This window comes from Rickettsia endosymbiont of Oedothorax gibbosus, assembly GCF_936269705.1.
GTDB lineage: Bacteria > Pseudomonadota > Alphaproteobacteria > Rickettsiales > Rickettsiaceae > Tisiphia.
The window spans coordinates 1,710,355-1,729,858 of sequence record NZ_OW370493.1; the positions used below are offsets into that span (position 1 = coordinate 1,710,355).

Consider the following 19,504-nt stretch of genomic DNA (forward strand, 5'->3'; position numbering starts at 1 on the left):
TTCAGCTGACTCCGTACAAGTAAAGCATATTTCGCTTCACTCGTCCATACCATCATTCCCGCGTAGGCGGGAATCTGGTTCCCTGCTTACGCAGGTATGACATACTATGCAGGAATAACACAAACATTATAGATAAATATTAATCGGGTTAAGAGTCTATTACCATAGTACCCTACAATTTTTGTAAAGATGGTATTAGGATAGAAAAAAGTTTTTGTTTGGGAGGTATTAATAATGTGGATATTAGCTGCGTTATGGCTGTTGTAGATTGATAAAAAGCATTTTTGATATGATCAAAGCCATAGGTAAATAATGAAAACAATTGTCTTTCAATGGTTTTGTACCGTTTTATTCGGATGGGATTTAAGGCATTTTGTATTATTCCATTTTTGACTATTAAAGCTGAAGCAATAGCAGTTATCACTAATAATTTTTCAAATCTATCCAATTTTACAATGTGACTTTTTTCAATATCAAAACCACCGCTTTTTAGGTGCAAAAATAGTCGTTCAACACTCCAACGAAATTTATATAAAGCAAAAATATCTTGCTCTATTTCAATTGAAGACACCAGAACCATCAGCTCGCTCTTATCATTTCTATATGCGGTAAAATTAACCTTTCTATTCCATAATATACCACTACAAGCCCTATACTCTAAGGCTTTAACATCACTAAATATTCTTTCAATGGTTAAAGTTCTTAAACCTTTTGTAAGACGAATTTTATGATCCATTTTTAATGGAATAACAAACTTTAGATGGTTATTTATCAGAAAGTCTAACCATTCTTTATTCATAAATTCTCTATCAGCAAGCAAATATTTTATTCTTTCAACGCCAAAATTATTAATAAATTTCTGTAAAAATTCCTTCATAAATTCTGCAGAACACCCGCCACCATGCGACAAAGTCTTCCAGAATATTGGCACCGATATTTTACCAATTACCATTACTAAAAATAAAATATTAATATCGGATTTACCAAATTTCCAACTTGTCCTATCCATTGCTACGACATAATTTTTTGAAGCAAAAAAGCTTAATAGCAAATAGCCAACCTTCATATAATCAAAATTAAAATCTTTTAAAAAACGATAAATTCTATGAGTTTTTGACGTCGCTTTAGCATCACCTAAAATACCAAGTGCTAAACCTTTTTGATAAATTGAGCTGCCCGTCAGCAAACTAATTACCATACCAACCAAACATTTTAATCTTGATTTATTTCCGTCTATATATAAAATCAATTCTTGAAGTATTATATTATGCATTTTGTTATAAAAATACCTACCTTATACTACTTCACACCACTCTAAATCAACCATTCTTCTTCATCTTCTCAAAATTGTAGGGTACTATAGTCTATTACACCTCTGAATCATAGTCAATATGCTTTCCTGATACATCAACATTATGTTTTCCTGATGGAGCATCAAGACTATCTAAATACTCTAGATTTGTAGCAAGCTGAGTTAGCGTTAACTCACTCAGCATATTTAAGTATTCCTCCCCAGTAACCATACGGACTGGCAAGTACTCATGCTGCAACTTCTGTAATTCTATTAGAGCTTTATCGATATCATCTTTTTCAAAATTAATATATACAGGTACATTAGCTTTTTTAAAACAATCAAATATTTCGTTAATACTAATATCTGGATTATTCAAGAGCTTAACTACTATAGACTGATAATTATTGATTGCTGCCTTATCAGCATTTATTCTGGATGAGTTAAGCTCCTGCTTAAATAAAGCTTCAACTTTCTTATTAGTAAACTCATTAGATTCAACGAGCTTATAAAGGTCACCTTGCAGTCTCTGAGGCACATTAAACAGGGAGCCTATGGTTATCAAGTCTTTATCTCTTAAAGCTACAAGTATCGTAATAGAGTTGCCTATTTCAGTGAGCAAAGGATTTAAAAAAAACTAACCTGGACAGGGGGATTTTCATCTGATTTATATTGTGTATAAACTTTTTTTCTTTTCATAATTATAATCTTTTTTAGTTAAAATCACTAGGCTATGTGAAGGAAATTTGAATAGAACAGAGTAATGATGAGCATCCCTGCTCTAGTGTCACCCCTGCGTAAGCAGGGGTCTTAGATTCCGCACCGAAGCGGGAATGATGGTATGGACGAGTGAAGCGAAATATGCTTTACTTGTACGGAGTCAGCTGAAAAATAGTTTTCAGCTGCTCCAAATTAAATAATAATTTAATTAATAGGTCCATACCATGATAAATAATAGCATAAAAAATACTATAATAGGAATAGATTTAGCAAAAAATAGTATGCACTTGGTGCAAGTCGATCAAAATGGCAAAAAAATAGGTTATCAAAAAGTTACAAGAGATGAGTTAATAGCCTATTTAAGCAATCTCGATAAAAGTTCATTGGTAGCTATGGAAGCATGTGGAGGAGCTAATTATTGGTCACAGGAAATTGCTAAGCTTGGTTTGCAAGTCAAACTAATGAAAACAAAAGATGTAAAAGTTTATGCTACATCGAAACAGAAAAATGATTATAACGATGCGTTAGCAATATGCAAAGCGGCTCGTGATCCAGAATTAAAAACTATGCTGCCAAAAAGCAAAGAGGAACAAGATATAAAATTTTTGCATAAAATTAGAAGTAATACGATCAGAGATCGTGTGCAAAAAACTAATTCTACAATATCAAGTTTATGTGAATATGGCTATAATACAAAATTAAGTAAAAATAAATTTTGCAAATCATGTAGGCTGGAGGTAGAGTTAGCGTATAGTAAAGGTTATATAAATTCTGGGATACGGTCAATTTTACTTTTAGAATGTAAAGAAATTGAGGATTTATGTGACAAAGAGAAAACTTTAGAAAAGCTGATTATCAGCAATAATAAGCAAAGTGAGAAAGCTACTAGGTTGCAGACAATTTTTGGCATTGGAGCAATCAATGCTAGTTGTTTGAGTGTAGCCCCAATGGAAAGTTATCCAACCCCAAGGGATTTTGCTGCTTCGCTTGGTTTGGTACCAAAGCAACATAGCTCAGGAGATAAGATAGTTTTAGGAGGGATTACCAAACAGGGAGATAGATATGCCAGAACTATGTTGATTCAAGCTGCAAGGACAATAGCAATAAGAGCAAAAAGTGGTAAGGAATCGAAAGATAAACTAGTGCAGTGGGCAGTGAAGAAATTTGCTGAAAATAAATCATATAATATTATATGTGTTGGTTTAGCAAATAAGTTAGCAAGGATTGCTTATGCAGTAGTCACCAATGGTAGCGAATATGTTGCAAATTAGTTTAGTTGAGAAAAAAGAAGAAACTATGTCAACTAAATAAAAATTGGTAATTGATAAATATTGCGAGTAAAGAATAGTAACAATAAAGAGAACGAAAGTTAAAGAGTTAATGAATAAGTATTCTGAATAAAATCCGTAATTATGTCGAGGCTCTAGAAGCCGTGGGAATGAGAGGTCACTCAAGGATATTTATAAGAATGCAGAAACCATTATGGCACTCGATGCCGAATATATGACCGCTTCCTTTGTGGCTCTATTTTTTTATTTTCTTTGTTGACAAATTCACTCGTCCATATATGACAAAAAAGTCAGATGTCACCCCTGCTTTGATGCGGGGGCTTAGATTCCGCACCTAAGCACGAATAACAAAGGGACGAACGCGAATGACAAAGATGCAACCATTATCCCATCGTTCAAGCTTTTACTTAGATATCCTTCACATATCCTAACAAAACGGCTTGTACTACTATTTTAGCTAGGACGCAACAAAAATTTCATAAAAGTAAACAAAGATTTACTTTTATTTAATAATTCAGTGGTATTTTTTTAGCAAATAATTAAATTCTGCACCATATATAAAAATCATGTTAATAATATAAAAGAACATTAGGGTTATTATTATACCACCAAGTGAACCATATATTATGCTTAATTGGTTATAACTTCTTATCCAAGTAGATAATAAATATCCACTTATCACCCATAAAATTACTGTTAATAAAGCTCCAGGAACTACATCTGTAAAATTTAATGTTATATTAGGGACGATATAATATAATGATGATGAGGTAATAAATAATGAACAAAAAATTATAACATATCGTAAAATAGTTAGAGCTAGCATATGTTCTTCCATTATTTGTAAAATCATCGGAAGTTTTGTCAATATTATTGGCACTATAATTAAAATGAACATAGCAAAAGTAACGAATATGCTGATTACTAAGAACTGTACTATGCTAAGTAATCTTCGTCTTATGTATGGAGGGGGTGATTTTATTTCATATACCCTATTTAAGATTGTTCTTAAACATTCAACAAAAGATGATGCGGTCCATATACTTCCTACTATCGCTACGGTCATTAGACTTTGAGGTGGAGTTTTACTAAGTTCATTTATCCTAGTTTTTATTGAGTCAGTAGCCAATTCTGGCATACTCTCAAGAAAGATAGTTATAAAATTCTGCCCGAGTTCTGAGGCACCAATAAAACTTGTTAATGCTAATAAAAAAACTAAAAAAGGAAAAAATGCCATGAGTATCATAAATGACATATACCCTGAATGTTCAACCCCATCATGTTCAATTGTTTTTAAAATTGCCTGATATAAACATTTTATAATTCTTTTCATCAACTGACTTTATTTTGCTTTATATTAGTTAAAATAATAACACTCGTCTTAATGTCACCCCCACAACTGTTGAAAGTTAGAAGAGGAAGCGGTTTTAGACCGGATAGTTTAAAAGTCGTATGTGGTCAACGTCATTGCAAGAAAGACCATAGGTCGACGAAGCAATCCATAAAAGTAACCAAAGATGGATTGCCACGACCACTACGTGGTCTCGCAATGACAGAAAACCTATCTAAAACCCGCTTTACCTTCTAACTTTCAACAATTGTGGTGTCACCCCTGCGTAGGCAGGGGTCTTAGATTCCGCACCGAAGCGGGAATGATGGTATGGACGAGTGAAGCGAAATATGCTTTACTTGTACGGAGTCAGCTGAAAAATAGTTTTCAGCTGCTCCAAATTAAATAATAATTTAATTAATAGGTCCATACCATGATAAATAATAGCATAAAAAATACTATAATAGGAATAGATTTAGCAAAAAATAGTATGCACTTGGTGCAAGTCGATCAAAATGGCAAAAAAATAGGTTATCAAAAAGTTACAAGAGATGAGTTAATAGCCTATTTAAGCAATCTCGATAAAAGTTCATTGGCAGCTATGGAAGCATGTGGAGGAGCTAATTATTGGTCACAGGAAATTGCTAAGCTTGGTTTGCAAGTCAAACTAATGAAAACAAAAGATGTAAAAGTTTATGCTACATCGAAACAGAAAAATGATTATAACGATGCGTTAGCAATATGCAAAGCGGCTCGTGATCCAGAATTAAAAACTATGCTGCCAAAAAGCAAAGAGGAACAAGATATAAAATTTTTGCATAAAATTAGAAGTAATACGATCAGAGATCGTGTGCAAAAAACTAATTCTACAATATCAAGTTTATGTGAATATGGCTATAATCATAGCAATTATCTTTTATCTAAATTTTCGAGTCAATCATTTAATTTGTGTGTGCGTCAAGATAAGGTGCATTAATCTTACGGGTGAAAGTCCTGTTATGGAAGGAGTAGCTAGCTCCACCATATAGCGAGTCTTGTGCTGCTGAAGGTAACGACAGTAGTAAAGCGTAGACAGCGAAACATCCGAGCCGAAACCAAATGGTGAACGTGATAGCCCTGAAATGATATTGGTAGTGGAAGTCGATGTGCTACACAACGCAGTAGACAAGAGAAAACTAGAGGTCAAACTAGCGAAAATCCGAAAGTTTTCAACCATCGGGGTCTCAGGCGTCAGCGAGTTTGTAGAGATTAATGACACAACTTGAGAAGTCCTTATAACTCTTACTGAGTTAAGTAAGTATTCAAAGTACAAGTGCCGAAACATAAGGCTTTGGAGATGGTGTTAAGGATGGCTGAGTCAGTTGTAGTAGTGATGAAGCTTCGTAATGGGAGTGGAGCGAAGGGCTGACAGAAAGGTAAGAACGTAAGAGGGAAACAATGACCGTACACAGCATAGACGGAAATACATGGTCAACGAAACTTGAGCGTATAAAGTTGCTATCATCACAAAATCAAGACATAAAGTTTAATAATCTTGGACATATTATTGATTTAAAGATGTTAGAAGAACAATATAAGGAACTTGATAGCAAGAAAGCTGTAGGAATAGATGGTATAACCAAAGCGGTTTATGGTAAGAAGTTGGAAGCAAATTTGCTCTCGCTCCTTACTAAAATTCGCAAGGGGCAATATCAAGCTAAACCTGCACGAATTACATTGATTCCAAAAGAAGATGGAGGCAAAAGACCTTTGGTAATATCATGCTTTGAAGACAAGATAATCGAGTCGGCAGTAAGCAAGATATTAAACTCAGTGTTCGAGCCAATATTCTTAAAATGTTCTTACGGGTTTCGACCTAAATTAAACGCCCATGATGCACTTAAGGAGTTGAATAGACTTACGTATAACTTCAATAAAGGAGCTGTAGTTGAAATTGATATAACTAAGTGCTTCAATTCAATCAAACATTCTGAGTTGATGGGATTCCTAAGAAAGAGAATATCTGACAAAAGATTCCTAAGACTAGTTATGAAACTGATGGAAACACCAATTATAGAAAACGGCATTACAGTTACTAACAAGGAAGGATGCCGCCAAGGGTCTAAAACATCACCAATTTTGGCAAATGTCTTCCTACATTATGTTATTGACTGTTGGTTTGCTAAAATCAGCAAGGAAAACATAAGAGGGCAAACTGGAATGGTGAGGTATTGTGACGATATGGTGTTCGTCTTTGAGAATGAAGAAGACGCGAGGAAGTTTTATGAGGTTTTGCCCAAAAGATTAAACAAGTATGGCTTGAACATCAATGAAGCTAAATCGCAGATGATTCAGTCCGGTAGATACCATGCTGAGGACTTAGCTAAGCAAGGTAAGAAGATCAAGAGTTATAATTTTCTTGGCTTTACTTGCTATTGGGGTAAATCAAGGTTTGGTAACATATGGAGATTAAAATATACCACAAGGAAAGATCGATTTACCGAGAAGCTTAAAGGGCTAAGAGAATATCTACGAAGTCACCTTAATGAGAGGGGCAAAGAACAGATATTATTGCAAGTCATTAGAGCTACAAAGGGGTGGATCAATTATCATGGTATATCAGATAATCAAAGACGAGTAAGTTCATTTATTCACCAAACTAGGCGAGCAATATATGGGTGGTTTAATAGAATGGGTGGGAAGCGTAAGATGAATTGGCAAAGATTAGCTGAAATACTCAAAAGGGTCGACTTTCCAAATAAGTGGAAGACCATTTCAATGTTCTAAAACCAACAAAAAAAAATAGGGTACAAGCCTATCTTACCTTTCGGGAGCCGGATGCGGTAGCTCTGCATGTCCGGTTCTGAGGAGGGGCTTAACCAAGCAATTGGTTAGGTCTACTCACAAAGTTCATTTTTTATTTTCCAATAAATCATATTTAAAATCTCCACAAAGTATTTCAAATTGATTTAAAGCTAAAGACCAATCTTTAATAGGCATGGTCCATTTTTTGGCTGCATTTTGTAGGGATAAAAATATTATTTTTTGAATTGACTTATCATCTGGAAACACCCCCTTATTTTTGATAATTTTTCTAATTTGACGATTTACAGATTCTATAGTGTTAGTAGTATAAATTACCTTTCTGTTCTCTTCAGGAAAGGCAAAAAACGGTATTATCCCAGACCAATTACGTTGCCAAATATCAGAAATTACCGGATATTTTTTATCCCATTTTACACCAAATTGCTGAAGTTTTAAACGTGCCATTTCGTCATTATTAGCTGTATAAATTTGTTTTAGATCTGATGTGACCTCTTTTAAATCTTTATATGACACATACTTTACTGAATTGCGAACCATATGTACAATACATAATTGTACTATAGTACTCGGGAATACACTGCTTATAGCTTCTGGAAAGCCCTTTAAACCCCACACAAGCAACATAAATTTGTTCAATTCCTCGATTCTTTAACTCAGTAACTACTTACGTCAATTCGGGATAAGGATATTGTGAACATGTAGATTAAAATCAAATTTTGTTGAAGGTTTATTTTTCTTTAATGAGTAAGCAACAAGAGTAGATAATATATGGACAAAGGCATTTATTGGTGATCTATGTCTAGTATGTTCAAGGTTCATTTTATTTTTTAGATAATCAAAAACTGTTTCAATTAAGTTACGCTTTCGAAGTAAGATTTTTTCTTTCAAATCCATTAATTTATTTTCCATATTCTTCTTAATTCCATGAATCATTTTTAAGCCTCTTTCATATAAATTTAAGAACAAATTTTGCTTAATATAACCTTTATCAGCTGCTATAATTCCAGTTAATCTTTTTGTTAACTCCGGTACTGGAACCCTATCATCTACATTGCCTTTGGTCACTTTTAATGCCATAAACTCCCCTTTATTATTGATTATTACATGTAATTTAAAACCATAAAAATACCCCATAGAGGATTTACTATGTTTGGCTAATCCTTTAAAAACTTTATTGCTATAACGCCTTTTATTGTGACAAGCTTTAATCGTTGTAGAGTCAATAAAATAAATACCTGTTTCCTCACCAAACAACAAATGAATCAACATATTTAGCGGTATGAATAATCGTGCCATTAATTCAACAAATCTATTATAACTCAAGGCTTTGGGAAAATCATCCTTATGCATGCACTCTATATAACTTTTATAGAAAAATTTAAAATTCTTAGCATAGGATGTATGAAACATAATTATTATTGTTAACATTTCACTTAGACTCATGCTACAACAGCGATTTCTTTGCTTATTTGATGGTAATAACTTTCTCTGTTCATACTCCAAATAAATTTTACAAAAATCATCTATAAAACTATATAATTCTGTGATATCTTTTTTCATGCCTGTAGTTTGTTTTTTTGTTTAAAAATATAAATACTGCAGGCACTCCTTTTTGACAATCCTTTTATCTATTACTATTTCATCTATATCTTATCCCGAACTGACGTTACTTGCATCCAAAATTTAGCACCTTCATTTTTGCCTATCCAAATGCCAAGTAACTCCTTTTTCCCTTCTATATTTACAGCAAGTGCTAAATATACTGCTTTATTTATTACTATGTGATTGTCTCTAGATTTTACATAGATACAGTCCAAGTATAATATTGGATACACCCTATCTAAACAACGATTTTGCCACCTAGTTACTTCTTCTATTACCCCATCTGTTATGGTGGATATCAAGTCACCAGATACATCAGTTTGATATATTTCTTCTAAATGCCCTCGGATCTCGCTGACTGTCATACCGCGACCATAAAGGGATATCACTTTCTCATCAAATCCATTAAATCTCCTCAGCCCTTTTGGTATTAATTGAGGATTATACTCTCCTTCCCGATCTCTTGGTACTTCTACTGTCAGCTTACGACCATCCCCATCAATTACTGTCTTCTCATAGCTACCATTACGACTATTATTATCTACTTTTGGCATCTTGCTATGTTTTGAATATCCTAATTCATGATCCAACTCACTTGCTAATATTTTCTCAACTATTTGCTTCTTTAGCTGTTGAAATAAACCATCTCGACCAAATAACTCCGATGGATCTGCTTTTGATAATAATTCTTCTACTAGCTGATTACTGATGTTTAATGTATCTTTATCTGTATCTAATTTTTTAGCCATAATTCCTCCTTGCTTGCTTAAGTTACTTTTTTTACAGTAATCTCTTACTGCTTTCTTTGCAACTTACACAAACTATAGGACAGACTCAAATTTTCAAAAAAATATTTATCTAAATAATAAAACAACGTTTTTGTTGAATAAGTTTATGGCAAACTTCAAGTAGCTTACGCATACAAGCAACTATCGCAACTTTCTTAGGTTTAAAATTATTAACAAGCCTATTGTATAAAGTTTTTAAATATTGAAAACCATTTTTGCCAGTTAATACCGCCATGTATAAAGCATCCCGTGGTATTTTTCTGCCTCCCCTAATAAATCTTCGTCCTTGCTTATTACCACTATCACGGGCGTACGGAGCTATCCCCACAATTGCTGACAATTCATTACTACTATAATTTTTATCCCCTAATTCAGGTACAAAACTAATTAGTTTTGTAGCCAAACATTTACCAATACCAGGTACAGTCTCTAATATTTTTACCTTCTCTTTTAACTCTTCTGACTCATCTATTGTTTTGTTTAACTTCTTATCAAGCTCAGCTATTTCATTTTGTAAGAATTTAATGTGTTTTTCTATACTATCTTTATCAATACCATCAATACTATGATGTAGTCTTTTCTTTTCATTGCTAAGCATTAATACTAAATCTTCTCGTCTTTGCTTATATCTCTTCAAATTCTCTGATTCAACTTGATATATATTAAGGTGGTCCCCTTTGTCTAGACAAAAATTTAGATAAATAGAGATATAATTCACAAAAATTAAATTGTTGTTTTTATACAATATTTTTTTCAAAATATACACATTCTGGAGTTTTATAATCCAAAGCTTGATGCATCCTTTGTCTATTATAAAAGTCCATATATTCGTTAATTGCTGTCTTTGCCTCCTTTACTGTTGTTAAAATAATCCGATAAATTTTTTCCTGTTTTAATGATCGCCAAAAACGTTCAATAAAAATATTATCTAAGGCTCGTCCCTTACCATCCATACTAATCAAGATATTATGTAGCTTTAGCATACTAATAAAATTCTCCGAGGTAAATTGTACTCCTTGATCAGTATTAAATATTTTTGGCATACCATATTTTTCTATAGCGTCTTCAAGGGCTGTTACACAAAATTCACTTTCCAAACTAATGGAGATTCGCCAACTTAGAATATAACGACTATACCAGTCAATAATAGCTACTAAATATACGAACCCTTGGCTCAGTCTTATATACGTTATATCTGCACTCCAAACCTGGTTTGGCAATACTATTTCTAATCCTTTTAGTAAATAAGGATATATTTTATGCACTTGATTCCTCTTGCTTAAATTTATTTTAGGATAAACAGCTTCAAGACCCATTATCTTGTAGTAACGTCTAACAGCTTTACGACCTACCGAAAAACCTTGGGCTTGTAAATATTTAGCCATCCGCCGCATACCATAATATGGATGCATAGTATAGGTCTCATCAATTATTGCCATAATCTTGATATCTTGTTCACTAATACCAGTAGGTTGATAGTAATAGGTTGACCTGCTAATATCCAATAACTTACACTGTTGTACAATTGTTAACTTATTATGATTAGGCTCTATCATATTACACCTAACCTTTAATTCTAAACAATGCAGATTTTTTTTTGAGCCAGTCACACTCAACGCTTAACTGACCAATTTGCTCATATAGATTCTTGATTAACCCCTGCTGATTTGGATCAGCACTCTGTGTTTTATTCTTAAAACCTTGTACTAACAACTCAAGACCTTGTTTTTTCCAGTTACTTATCTGTGTTGCATGAACACCATACTTACTGGTTATCTGGGCTATTGTTAGCTCTCCCTTAATTGCTTCTATGACAATTTTGGCTTTCTCCTCAGCACTATATTGCCTTACTTGTTTTTTCATCTCTAGCTCTCCTTGTTTGCTAAAGAATTCTATCTCATTTTTCTTATTTTTCTGTCCAAAATATTGGAACCATTATAGTTTGTTTATGTTATTACATAATGCTTAGCATTTTGTTTGGTGCTTACGTCAAACTCAGGTTATTATAGTATTTTTTATGCTATTATTTATCATGGTATGGACCTATTAATTAAATTATTATTTAATTTGGAGCAGCTGAAAACTATTTTTCAGCTGACTCCGTACAAGTAAAGCATATTTCGCTTCACTCGTCCATACCATCATTCCCGCGTAGGCGGGAATCTAGACCCCTGCTTTCGCAGGGGTGACACTAAGTTGAGCAGGGATAACAACCATTGTCCTATATTTTATTCAAATCTGTAAAAAAACTTGATTATCGAGTTATACCTAAGGTAAATGGGTTAAGATAACTTCAAACCTATCATGGAAATTATCATAGTGCTAATAAAGAAAACTCGCATAGCAGAATATGGCTCATTAAAATACACTATTCCTACTATGACTGTTCCTACCGCTCCGATACCAGTCCATAGAAGATAAGCAGTGCCAAGAGGTAGCTTATCTAGAGTTTTACTAAGACAAATAAAGCTTAATATTGAAAAGCCAATAAAAGCTATAATAGGTTTTATTTTGGTAAACCCATCTGATAATTTCAACGATATAGAAAAACCTATTTCAAATAATCCGGCAAATATAAGGAGAATCCAAGTTACTAGCATATTATTACCTTTGTTTAACATGTCCTAAGGATTTGCTATTTTGCAAAGAATTTTTATTAGGCAAGTTGGGCTGTAGCTGAGTCTTTATTGTATTATATTTTTGATTAACTACAGACTTTACCCCACTACTCAATAGATGTTCCTTTGCAACATTATGCTCTACTGATTGTTGTTTGCCAACATCTATTGATTGTGGTTTGGTCAAAAATTCTTTATTATTTTGTAACAAATTAGTTTTTAGAGTAGTAATTTTTTGTTCTTGCTCACTCATCGATTTATCAGCACTAAGAATCATCCCCCCCATCTTCTCTCCTATTTTGGGAGCATATTCTATTGCTAGAATAGAAGCAGGGACTACCATAAAAGCAAATGTAGCCCCAGCTGTTGCAACACTAATCGCCCCAACTGCTAAAACACCAATAGCAGTTATAATTTTGCTGGTTGCTTGTTTAAATATTTCCATTTTCTTATTATGTTTTGCTGCAACAGTTACTATTCTATTAATTTCCAATTGAACATTATCACTTACCTCTTTGGGCTGTTGATATTTTTTTACCGCATGCATTACCGTTGTACGAAATATTTCTGGTTCAACTTGAATAAAGTTTGTTAATTCATAATTATTTTTTGCTGCCAACAAATCTTTTACCACTTGTTTGATTACTCCCCTCTCTTCAGAATTTGTATCACCAAAATTTGTATTTATTAGTGTATCAACTACTATATCTTCTGATTTGTTTAGAATATTATCTCTATCCTGATAGTCTACTGCATCTGCAGAGATTGCTACCGAAAACAATATTAATACTGTTGAAAAACTATCATCAGTAATAACTTTTTGACCAAAAAAAGTTCGTAATTTACCAATGCAATTACCTATATGCACATTAATTTCAGGTATTGATTTAAGTCTAATTTCGTAATCAATAGCTATGACATTAGAAAGTGTTAAACATGTTTGTTTTGTTATATTATTAATTAACTCTTCATATATGCTTTTTCTGCATATAGAAATATTTGTACTGTTGAAGATGTTCATAATTTTATTTATTTGTTGTTATTTCTCTTATACGCATGTTGAGTTTTGTAAAAATTACATCAGGGGTTCTTTCTGTTGATAGTTTATAAATAACCTTGGGCTCCAATACATCTTCTTTTTTGACATCTATAGATAGTACAATAGTATTTTCCGGCATACAAGAGTATATTTCTTTTGTGATTGTCGAGAATGTTACAAAATCTTTGGTAGAGAATCTTATGTAAACATCATAATTCTTTATCTTTATAGTATCTTGCTTTGTTCCCATATCTGATCTAATACCACTTAAGAATTCTTGTTTAATCGATATAGTAATCGGCTCATTTAGGTTGTATTTTTTTGACAAACTATCAATTTCCATTATTAACCTTGCTCTCTCTAAACAACTTTGTCTAGCAGAAATAGATAATAATTTCGCATATCTTGCATATGTCTCTAGTATTTTATTTTTTGAATTTATTATAGAATATAGCTTTAACGTTTCTTGAGCTAGAGATTCTGCAATATTGTGATTCTTGGTAATCGACTCCATATAATCTTTATTAAGACTTTGCAGCAACCATAAAATGCTAGAAATACACAAACAACATATAGCAAACTTAAAAAATATAACATTTTTTAGATGAATAATAAAATTTTTAAGCATCTTTTACCCTTTCTTTTTAGTAATAATAACCGATGCCGGTATTACCACTCTATTAGGTAAATCTAATATTTGGTCAGTAAATATTGTAAATTTAATATCCATATTGCTAAATATTTTACTAAAATTTGCAATTTCTTGTTCTAAAAATTTAGTAGCCTCTTCGACTAATATATCATTAACTATAAGTCTCAATGATATTTCAATTTTTATATACCGATTAGATGATGATAACGTATTATCTAGATCCAACCTTTGCCATTTAACTTCTTCTATATGAATATTAGGTGGTAAATTTGTTACAAACTTTTCTAACAAATCAAATGGTATTGGTACTGGAATTTGTAATAATGATTCAAAGACGTATAAATCAGCTAAATTAGTAGCGTTTTGAAGATATGGATAGGTCTGCTTAACGTTATAATAATCTTGCTCAGTACTAAAATAATGTGAATTTAAAATATCCAACTTTTTGTAATTTGCTACGGTTTTAACTTTGATAATAGATGCAGCAAATATCAATATTATTATTATAGTAATAAGTGGTTTAAAAACTAAAGAGCTTATAAGATTGAGTTTAGCTATCGATTCTAAATATTGATTAGAGGCTAGAAAGCTTTTTTGTTCATTAAATAATTTAACGATCATCCTATCTGAAAATTTATTATCCAATTCCCCTGAATTGACTATACATATTACTGGATGTCCAGCAAAATTGGATTGTTCTAACAGCAACTTTAAATTTTGGTCTACTATGAAAATTATACAAACTTTAAGGGCTAGATTATCAATATAATTTTTACAAGATATCAAACAATCTTCCACTTCTTGTTCGATTATACCCTGAATATATGAATCTGACTTATCAGCTGGATAGTCCAATGTTTGTTTTGAGATTATATTACCTTGGTGTTTAACAACAAGTTTAATGCCGCTGCTATTTAAAATACATACAAAAATTTGTAAATATTCACTATATTTATTATTCTCAACATTTTTTACAATTTTATCGATAATTGTTTGCAACTCTAAAGATAAAAAATAAATCCCACCAAATTTTTGGCTATCACTTGCCAGCAAATTTTCAAGTAGTTTACTTAAAGGGGGAGTATAAGGACTAGAGACAATCAAACTATTCCATACCTCACTAGGCTTGGTATTGATGTTATAAACACTATAACCAACTATATAATCTGCAGGAAAATACTCTTCAATAAATTTTTCCACAGGATTATTTTTTACTATTGAATGTAGTACAGGTACTAGCTCATGGCGTAATTGACATTCAGCCCCGCTTAGTAAGAAAAAAACATAATGTTTCTTGAATTTAGCAAAAAATTCTTTATAGGAACCTAATTTATTTTGCTTTTTATCAGAGACAAATAAACTACCTACAACTTTATCGTGAACCAAAGCACAAAGAAATGTACCTTTATCTCCTATTAGGATAATAATATTTTTTTTATACAAAAAATATGCTATAAGCTTGTGCAACATTTTTATAAAAACTTGCATTTTTAATCGATTGAGTATATTAATCATAGATTAGTACTTAACTTATAGTTAGTTAGATTATATTTTACCTTACGTATAACAAATGCCCCCTGCTCGACTTAATGTCACCCCTGCTTCGGTGCGGGGTCTAGATTCCACACCGAAGCGGGAATTACAATGGAGTCAATGTCATATATCGTAATATATCATAAAAATTAACTACACTAATAGATATATGCAAATTATTTGAAAAATTGTCAGATATAACCATCAGCTTTTATTGTTGCCTGAGCTGCGGCAATCCTTGCTATAGGGATGCGGTATGGTGAACATGATACATAATGCAAACCAACTCTATGGAAGAACTCTATAGAATGAGGATTACCAGCATGCTCTCCGCATACGCCAAGTTTTAATGTAGGGTTGCTCTTTAAACCACGTTTTATAGCAATTTTTATCAACTCCCCTACCCCTTCCTCATCTAATTTACTAAAAGGATCAAATGCAAAGATTTTTTTCTCCAAATAATCAGGAAAAAATGAGGCTACATCATCTCGAGAAATGCCGTAAGTTGTTTGGGTCAAATCATTAGTACCAAAACTAAAATAATCTACCTCTTCAGCAATCCCTCCAGCTTTTAAAGCCGCTCTTGGTAGCTCAATCATCGTACCAAGAGTAAAATCAAACTTGCATTTGTTAATATAGTCAATTGATGAGAAGTTGGAGACGTCGTCCCTCGTCGCTCGCCTATTACTTATAGGCGTCGCTCCATCGCTCCTAGCCCCAAATTCTCCTGAATTGACTATATCTTCCATGTTAGTAATAACATCTTGTATGTGTGTCTTTAAGATTTTTAGTTCATTAACATCACTAATTAAAGGAATCATTAACTCCAGAATAGTATTGATATTTTCTTCAACTTGTAACTCTCTGATAGCAGTAAAAATTGCCCTTATTTGCATTTGATAAATCTCAGGATAAGAAATACCGAGGCGACATCCTCTATGTCCAAGCATAGGGTTTACTTCATATAGTGCATGCAAGCGTTGTTCCACAATAGCTAACGGTAGATTCATCACCTTTGCTAAGTTTCTTTTATCATCCTCTGTTGTTGGTAAAAATTCATGTAGAGGTGGGTCAAGCAATCTGATATTTATCGGTTTACCCTGTATAATCTTAAATAACGCCTTAAAGTCTTGAATTTGTAAGGGCAATAATTTACTGATCGCATGTTTCCTTCTCTCTAGATCAGGAGCAATGATCATTTCTCGTACTAATGGTATTTTATCATGGTCAAAAAACATATGTTCTGTTCTGCATAAGCCAATTCCGCTTGCCCCAAATTTTAGGGAAACACCTGCATCTAAAATAGTTTCGGCATTGGCTCTAACTTTTAAAGTAGCAAATTCATCTGCCCAATCTAGAATTGTTTGAAATTCATTAGTAAAAGTAGGCTGAATCAATGGCACCTCTCCTAAGAAAATTTTCCCCGTTCCACCATCTATAGTTATTAAGTCACCATAGTTGATGATAGTGTCACCTATTTTAAACATCTGTTTTTTCTCATCTATTACCACATCATTTGCCCCGCAAACACATGGTTTTCCCAGCCCTCTAGCAACTACCGCAGCATGAGAGGTCATCCCACCTCTGGCTGTCAGAATACCGGCTGAAACATGCATACCGTTTATATCTTCAGGGCTAGTATCATGGCGTACCAAAATCACTTTATGGTGATGCGACATTTTCTCAGCATCATAAGGAGAAAAAACTACTATACCAGTAGCAGCCCCTGGAGAAGCTGGTAGCCCTTTAGAGATATGGTCTAGAGTATTGCTATAATCAATAGCCGTATGTAAAAGCTGAGTTAACGATTCCGACTCTATACGCATTATTGCTTGTTGTTTAGAAATCAGCCCTTCTTGCACCATATCCGTAGCAATTTTAATGCTGGCTAAAGCTGTTCTTTTGGCGGTACGTGTTTGCAAAATATACAAAACTCCGTTTTGTACGGTGAATTCAATATCTTGCACGTCCAAGTAATGTAACTCTAACTTCTTACAAATCTCTTGTAATTGTTCAAATATTTGTGGCATAACTATTTGCATTGAACAATCTACATCATACTCGTTCATAATAGGGCTTGGGGTTCTTGTCCCTGATACCACATCCTCACCTTGAGCATTTACTAAATATTCACCAAAAAGCTTATTTTCACCGGTTGCAGGACAACGCGAGAATACTACTCCTGTAGCAGAATTACTTCCTTGATTACCAAAAACCATTGACTGGACATTAATCGCCGTGCCCCAGTTATTGGGTATATTATGTAACCTTCTATAAGTTACCGCCCTATCCCCTGCCCAAGATTTTAATACGGCTTTTATTGATTGTTCTAATTGTTGATATGGGTCAAAAAGTGATTCTTTACCATGAGATTCTTCCTCATGATTAAAAATTATTTTTTTAAACTCTTCAACTATTATTCTTAAAAAATCTCCTGTAATTTCTTTCTCTTGATAGATATTACATTTAACCTTATGCATCTCAAATGCATTTTTAAATAAACCATTTGAAATTGATAGCACCATTGATCCATACATTTCTAAGAATCGTCGATAGCTATCAAGAGCAAAAATCTCATTTCCAGTAATATTTGATAGTGCATCGCAAACTTGATCATTATACCCAAGATTAAGTATAGTATCCATCATACCAGGCATCGAAGCTCTTGAACCTGAGCGAACGGATAATAATAATGGATTATTATTATCACCAAAAACCTTGCCAGTAGAGTTTTCTAAATTTTTAATAGCTATCACTAAATCATTATTAAAATTCTCAGGCAAACTGTAATTATTTTTATAAAAATAATTACAGAGTTCTGTAGTAATAGTAAAACCATCAGGAATAGGTAAATTTAAGTTAGACATCTCGGCAAGACCAGCTCCTTTACTGCCAAGCACGTCTTTCATTTGGGCATTACCATCCCCACCTTTAGTACCAAAATAATAGATCCATTTGTTCATAAATACCAAAACAATTTACTTTTTATGTCACCCCTGCCAGACTTTGTGTCATACCTGCGTAAGCAGGGGTCTAGATTCCGCACCGAAGCACATAGGCGTCAATTTAAGGAGTAAGTAAAACAGTATATCTGCACATAAGTGTCATTGCGAGCCACCGTAGGTGGCGTGGCAATCCATAAAAGAGTGGATTGCTTCGTCGGCTAACGCCTTCTCGCAATGACGGTTTTCCAATTATTACCTTCTTAAACTTACACCTATGTACTGAAGCGGGAATAACAGGGAAGCCAAGAACCTGACAAAGTAGCAAGAACGACCAAAGCCCCCTACCCCACCGTCAAAATTTATAGCCATATCGTATACCTAAATTAGTTAAACCAGGGTTAAATTTCCCAATACCAGCATTAGATAAGTGGTCAATAATTACAGCAACACTGTGCTTCTCTTGAATCATTACCCCTAAACTAAGACTTTCTCTAAATAAGAATCTTGTTCCTAAGGCTCGTCTTCTTTGCTTTAATTTTTCTACTTCGCCATTATGAATTCCAAATCCAAAAGTTGCCTCTAAAAATACATATTTCATGATATCAAAATGCCAAGTAATCCCAGTATAGATATTGCTGGTATAGCTATCACTGTTAATATTTGTTCCTACATGAGGATAAGCATATAAAAATTTGTACTCGTTATTAAAAAGATATTCTAAATTAATGTCAGAACCCTTCTCATAACGTTGTCTTAATTTACCCCTTAGTCCAAATTTATACCCTAAATCATGTCTCAATACTCCAATTCTCATTTCGTCAGCCATAGTTCTTGAACCAATTAATAAAAGAATTAAAAAGATTAAGTGATGTATTTTTCTATATTTCATAGA

General features: G+C 33.1%; 17 protein-coding genes and 1 pseudogene. 3 read left to right on the forward strand and 15 right to left on the reverse strand.

Going from position 1 to position 19,504, the window contains the following annotated elements; genetic code table 11:
* Window positions 1–172: 172 nt before the first annotated feature.
* On the reverse strand, window positions 173–1,273 hold the full coding sequence (locus NBW66_RS09315) for a transposase (protein ID WP_250310546.1): 1,101 nt from the start codon (window positions 1,271–1,273) through the stop codon (window positions 173–175).
* A gap of 94 nt (window positions 1,274–1,367) precedes the next feature.
* On the reverse strand, window positions 1,368–1,856 hold the full coding sequence (locus NBW66_RS09320; RefSeq protein ID WP_250310809.1) for a hypothetical protein: 489 nt from the start codon (window positions 1,854–1,856) through the stop codon (window positions 1,368–1,370).
* A gap of 379 nt (window positions 1,857–2,235) precedes the next feature.
* On the opposite strand from NBW66_RS09320, the gene NBW66_RS09325 reads away from it, so the two are divergent.
* Window positions 2,236–3,282: an IS110 family RNA-guided transposase gene (locus tag NBW66_RS09325; RefSeq protein WP_250310810.1), complete on the forward strand. Its 1,047-nt coding sequence runs from the start codon at window positions 2,236–2,238 to the stop codon at window positions 3,280–3,282.
* Window positions 3,283–3,814: 532 nt separating this feature from the next.
* Here NBW66_RS09325 and NBW66_RS09330 read toward each other — a convergent pair.
* Window positions 3,815–4,633, reverse strand: a complete 819-nt coding sequence (locus tag NBW66_RS09330; RefSeq protein WP_250310811.1) for a YihY/virulence factor BrkB family protein — start codon at window positions 4,631–4,633, stop codon at window positions 3,815–3,817.
* A gap of 430 nt (window positions 4,634–5,063) precedes the next feature.
* On the opposite strand from NBW66_RS09330, the gene NBW66_RS09335 reads away from it, so the two are divergent.
* Complete coding sequence (locus NBW66_RS09335; protein WP_250310812.1) at window positions 5,064–5,606, forward strand: IS110 family transposase; 543 nt, start codon at window positions 5,064–5,066, stop codon at window positions 5,604–5,606.
* A gap of 461 nt (window positions 5,607–6,067) precedes the next feature.
* Window positions 6,068–7,396, forward strand: a complete 1,329-nt coding sequence (locus tag NBW66_RS09340; RefSeq protein WP_250310618.1) for a reverse transcriptase domain-containing protein — start codon at window positions 6,068–6,070, stop codon at window positions 7,394–7,396.
* Between the two features lie 123 nt (window positions 7,397–7,519).
* Here NBW66_RS09340 and NBW66_RS09345 read toward each other — a convergent pair.
* The 12 genes and pseudogenes from NBW66_RS09345 to NBW66_RS09400 form a co-directional block, all read right to left on the reverse strand.
* A pseudogene (locus tag NBW66_RS09345) lies at window positions 7,520–8,099 on the reverse strand (IS256 family transposase); the annotation flags it as partial.
* Between the two features lie 5 nt (window positions 8,100–8,104).
* Window positions 8,105–8,995: an IS982 family transposase gene (locus NBW66_RS09350; protein WP_250310582.1), complete on the reverse strand. Its 891-nt coding sequence runs from the start codon at window positions 8,993–8,995 to the stop codon at window positions 8,105–8,107.
* Window positions 8,996–9,078: 83 nt separating this feature from the next.
* Window positions 9,079–9,786, reverse strand: coding sequence for an IS256 family transposase (locus NBW66_RS09355; protein ID WP_250310814.1), 708 nt, complete (start codon window positions 9,784–9,786; stop codon window positions 9,079–9,081).
* 109 nt (window positions 9,787–9,895) lie between these two features.
* The gene (locus NBW66_RS09360; protein ID WP_250310815.1) at window positions 9,896–10,543 is read right to left on the reverse strand and encodes a transposase; all 648 of its coding nucleotides are present in this window, start codon (window positions 10,541–10,543) and stop codon (window positions 9,896–9,898) included.
* Between the two features lie 19 nt (window positions 10,544–10,562).
* Window positions 10,563–11,381 carry an IS3 family transposase gene (locus NBW66_RS09365; protein ID WP_250310686.1) on the reverse strand — a complete coding sequence of 273 codons (819 nt, stop codon included), beginning with the start codon at window positions 11,379–11,381 and terminating at the stop codon, window positions 10,563–10,565.
* A 7-nt stretch (window positions 11,382–11,388) separates the two neighbouring features.
* Entirely contained in the window at window positions 11,389–11,688 is a 300-nt protein-coding gene (locus NBW66_RS09370) for a transposase (RefSeq protein WP_250310572.1), read from the reverse strand.
* 419 nt (window positions 11,689–12,107) lie between these two features.
* Entirely contained in the window at window positions 12,108–12,446 is a 339-nt protein-coding gene (locus NBW66_RS09375; protein WP_250310816.1) for a DMT family transporter, read from the reverse strand.
* A complete protein-coding gene (locus NBW66_RS09380; protein ID WP_250310817.1) occupies window positions 12,430–13,464 on the reverse strand; it encodes an RP853 family protein in 1,035 nt (344 codons plus the stop codon). Before NBW66_RS09380 ends, NBW66_RS09375 begins: the two co-directional genes overlap by 17 nt.
* A 4-nt stretch (window positions 13,465–13,468) precedes the next feature.
* Window positions 13,469–14,110, reverse strand: a complete 642-nt coding sequence (locus tag NBW66_RS09385) for a hypothetical protein (RefSeq protein WP_250310818.1) — start codon at window positions 14,108–14,110, stop codon at window positions 13,469–13,471.
* Between the two features lie 3 nt (window positions 14,111–14,113).
* Window positions 14,114–15,604, reverse strand: a complete 1,491-nt coding sequence (locus NBW66_RS09390) for a hypothetical protein (protein ID WP_250310819.1) — start codon at window positions 15,602–15,604, stop codon at window positions 14,114–14,116.
* A gap of 254 nt (window positions 15,605–15,858) precedes the next feature.
* Window positions 15,859–18,630, reverse strand: a complete 2,772-nt coding sequence (ppdK, locus tag NBW66_RS09395) for a pyruvate, phosphate dikinase (RefSeq protein ID WP_250310820.1) — start codon at window positions 18,628–18,630, stop codon at window positions 15,859–15,861.
* Window positions 18,631–18,964: 334 nt separating this feature from the next.
* Window positions 18,965–19,501, reverse strand: coding sequence for an acyloxyacyl hydrolase (locus NBW66_RS09400; RefSeq protein WP_250310821.1), 537 nt, complete (start codon window positions 19,499–19,501; stop codon window positions 18,965–18,967).
* Between the last annotated feature and the right edge of the window lie 3 nt (window positions 19,502–19,504).

Bases quoted from the DNA above. Each gene is read 5' to 3' on its own strand.
- NBW66_RS09375 (WP_250310816.1), bottom strand. From the start codon at position 12,446: ATGTTAAACAAAGGTAATAATATGCTAGTAACTTGGATTCTCCTTATA.
- NBW66_RS09315 (WP_250310546.1), bottom strand. From the start codon at position 1,273: ATGCATAATATAATACTTCAAGAATTGATTTTATATATAGACGGAAAT.
- NBW66_RS09400 (WP_250310821.1), bottom strand. From the start codon at position 19,501: ATGAAATATAGAAAAATACATCACTTAATCTTTTTAATTCTTTTATTA.
- NBW66_RS09365 (WP_250310686.1), bottom strand. From the start codon at position 11,381: ATGATAGAGCCTAATCATAATAAGTTAACAATTGTACAACAGTGTAAG.
- NBW66_RS09325 (WP_250310810.1), top strand. From the start codon at position 2,236: ATGATAAATAATAGCATAAAAAATACTATAATAGGAATAGATTTAGCA.
- NBW66_RS09380 (WP_250310817.1), bottom strand. From the start codon at position 13,464: ATGAACATCTTCAACAGTACAAATATTTCTATATGCAGAAAAAGCATA.
- NBW66_RS09370 (WP_250310572.1), bottom strand. From the start codon at position 11,688: ATGAAAAAACAAGTAAGGCAATATAGTGCTGAGGAGAAAGCCAAAATT.
- NBW66_RS09390 (WP_250310819.1), bottom strand. From the start codon at position 15,604: ATGTTGCACAAGCTTATAGCATATTTTTTGTATAAAAAAAATATTATT.
- ppdK (WP_250310820.1), bottom strand. From the start codon at position 18,630: ATGAACAAATGGATCTATTATTTTGGTACTAAAGGTGGGGATGGTAAT.
- NBW66_RS09350 (WP_250310582.1), bottom strand. From the start codon at position 8,995: ATGAAAAAAGATATCACAGAATTATATAGTTTTATAGATGATTTTTGT.
- NBW66_RS09385 (WP_250310818.1), bottom strand. From the start codon at position 14,110: ATGCTTAAAAATTTTATTATTCATCTAAAAAATGTTATATTTTTTAAG.
- NBW66_RS09335 (WP_250310812.1), top strand. From the start codon at position 5,064: ATGATAAATAATAGCATAAAAAATACTATAATAGGAATAGATTTAGCA.
- NBW66_RS09340 (WP_250310618.1), top strand. From the start codon at position 6,068: ATGACCGTACACAGCATAGACGGAAATACATGGTCAACGAAACTTGAG.
- NBW66_RS09330 (WP_250310811.1), bottom strand. From the start codon at position 4,633: ATGAAAAGAATTATAAAATGTTTATATCAGGCAATTTTAAAAACAATT.
- NBW66_RS09355 (WP_250310814.1), bottom strand. From the start codon at position 9,786: ATGGCTAAAAAATTAGATACAGATAAAGATACATTAAACATCAGTAAT.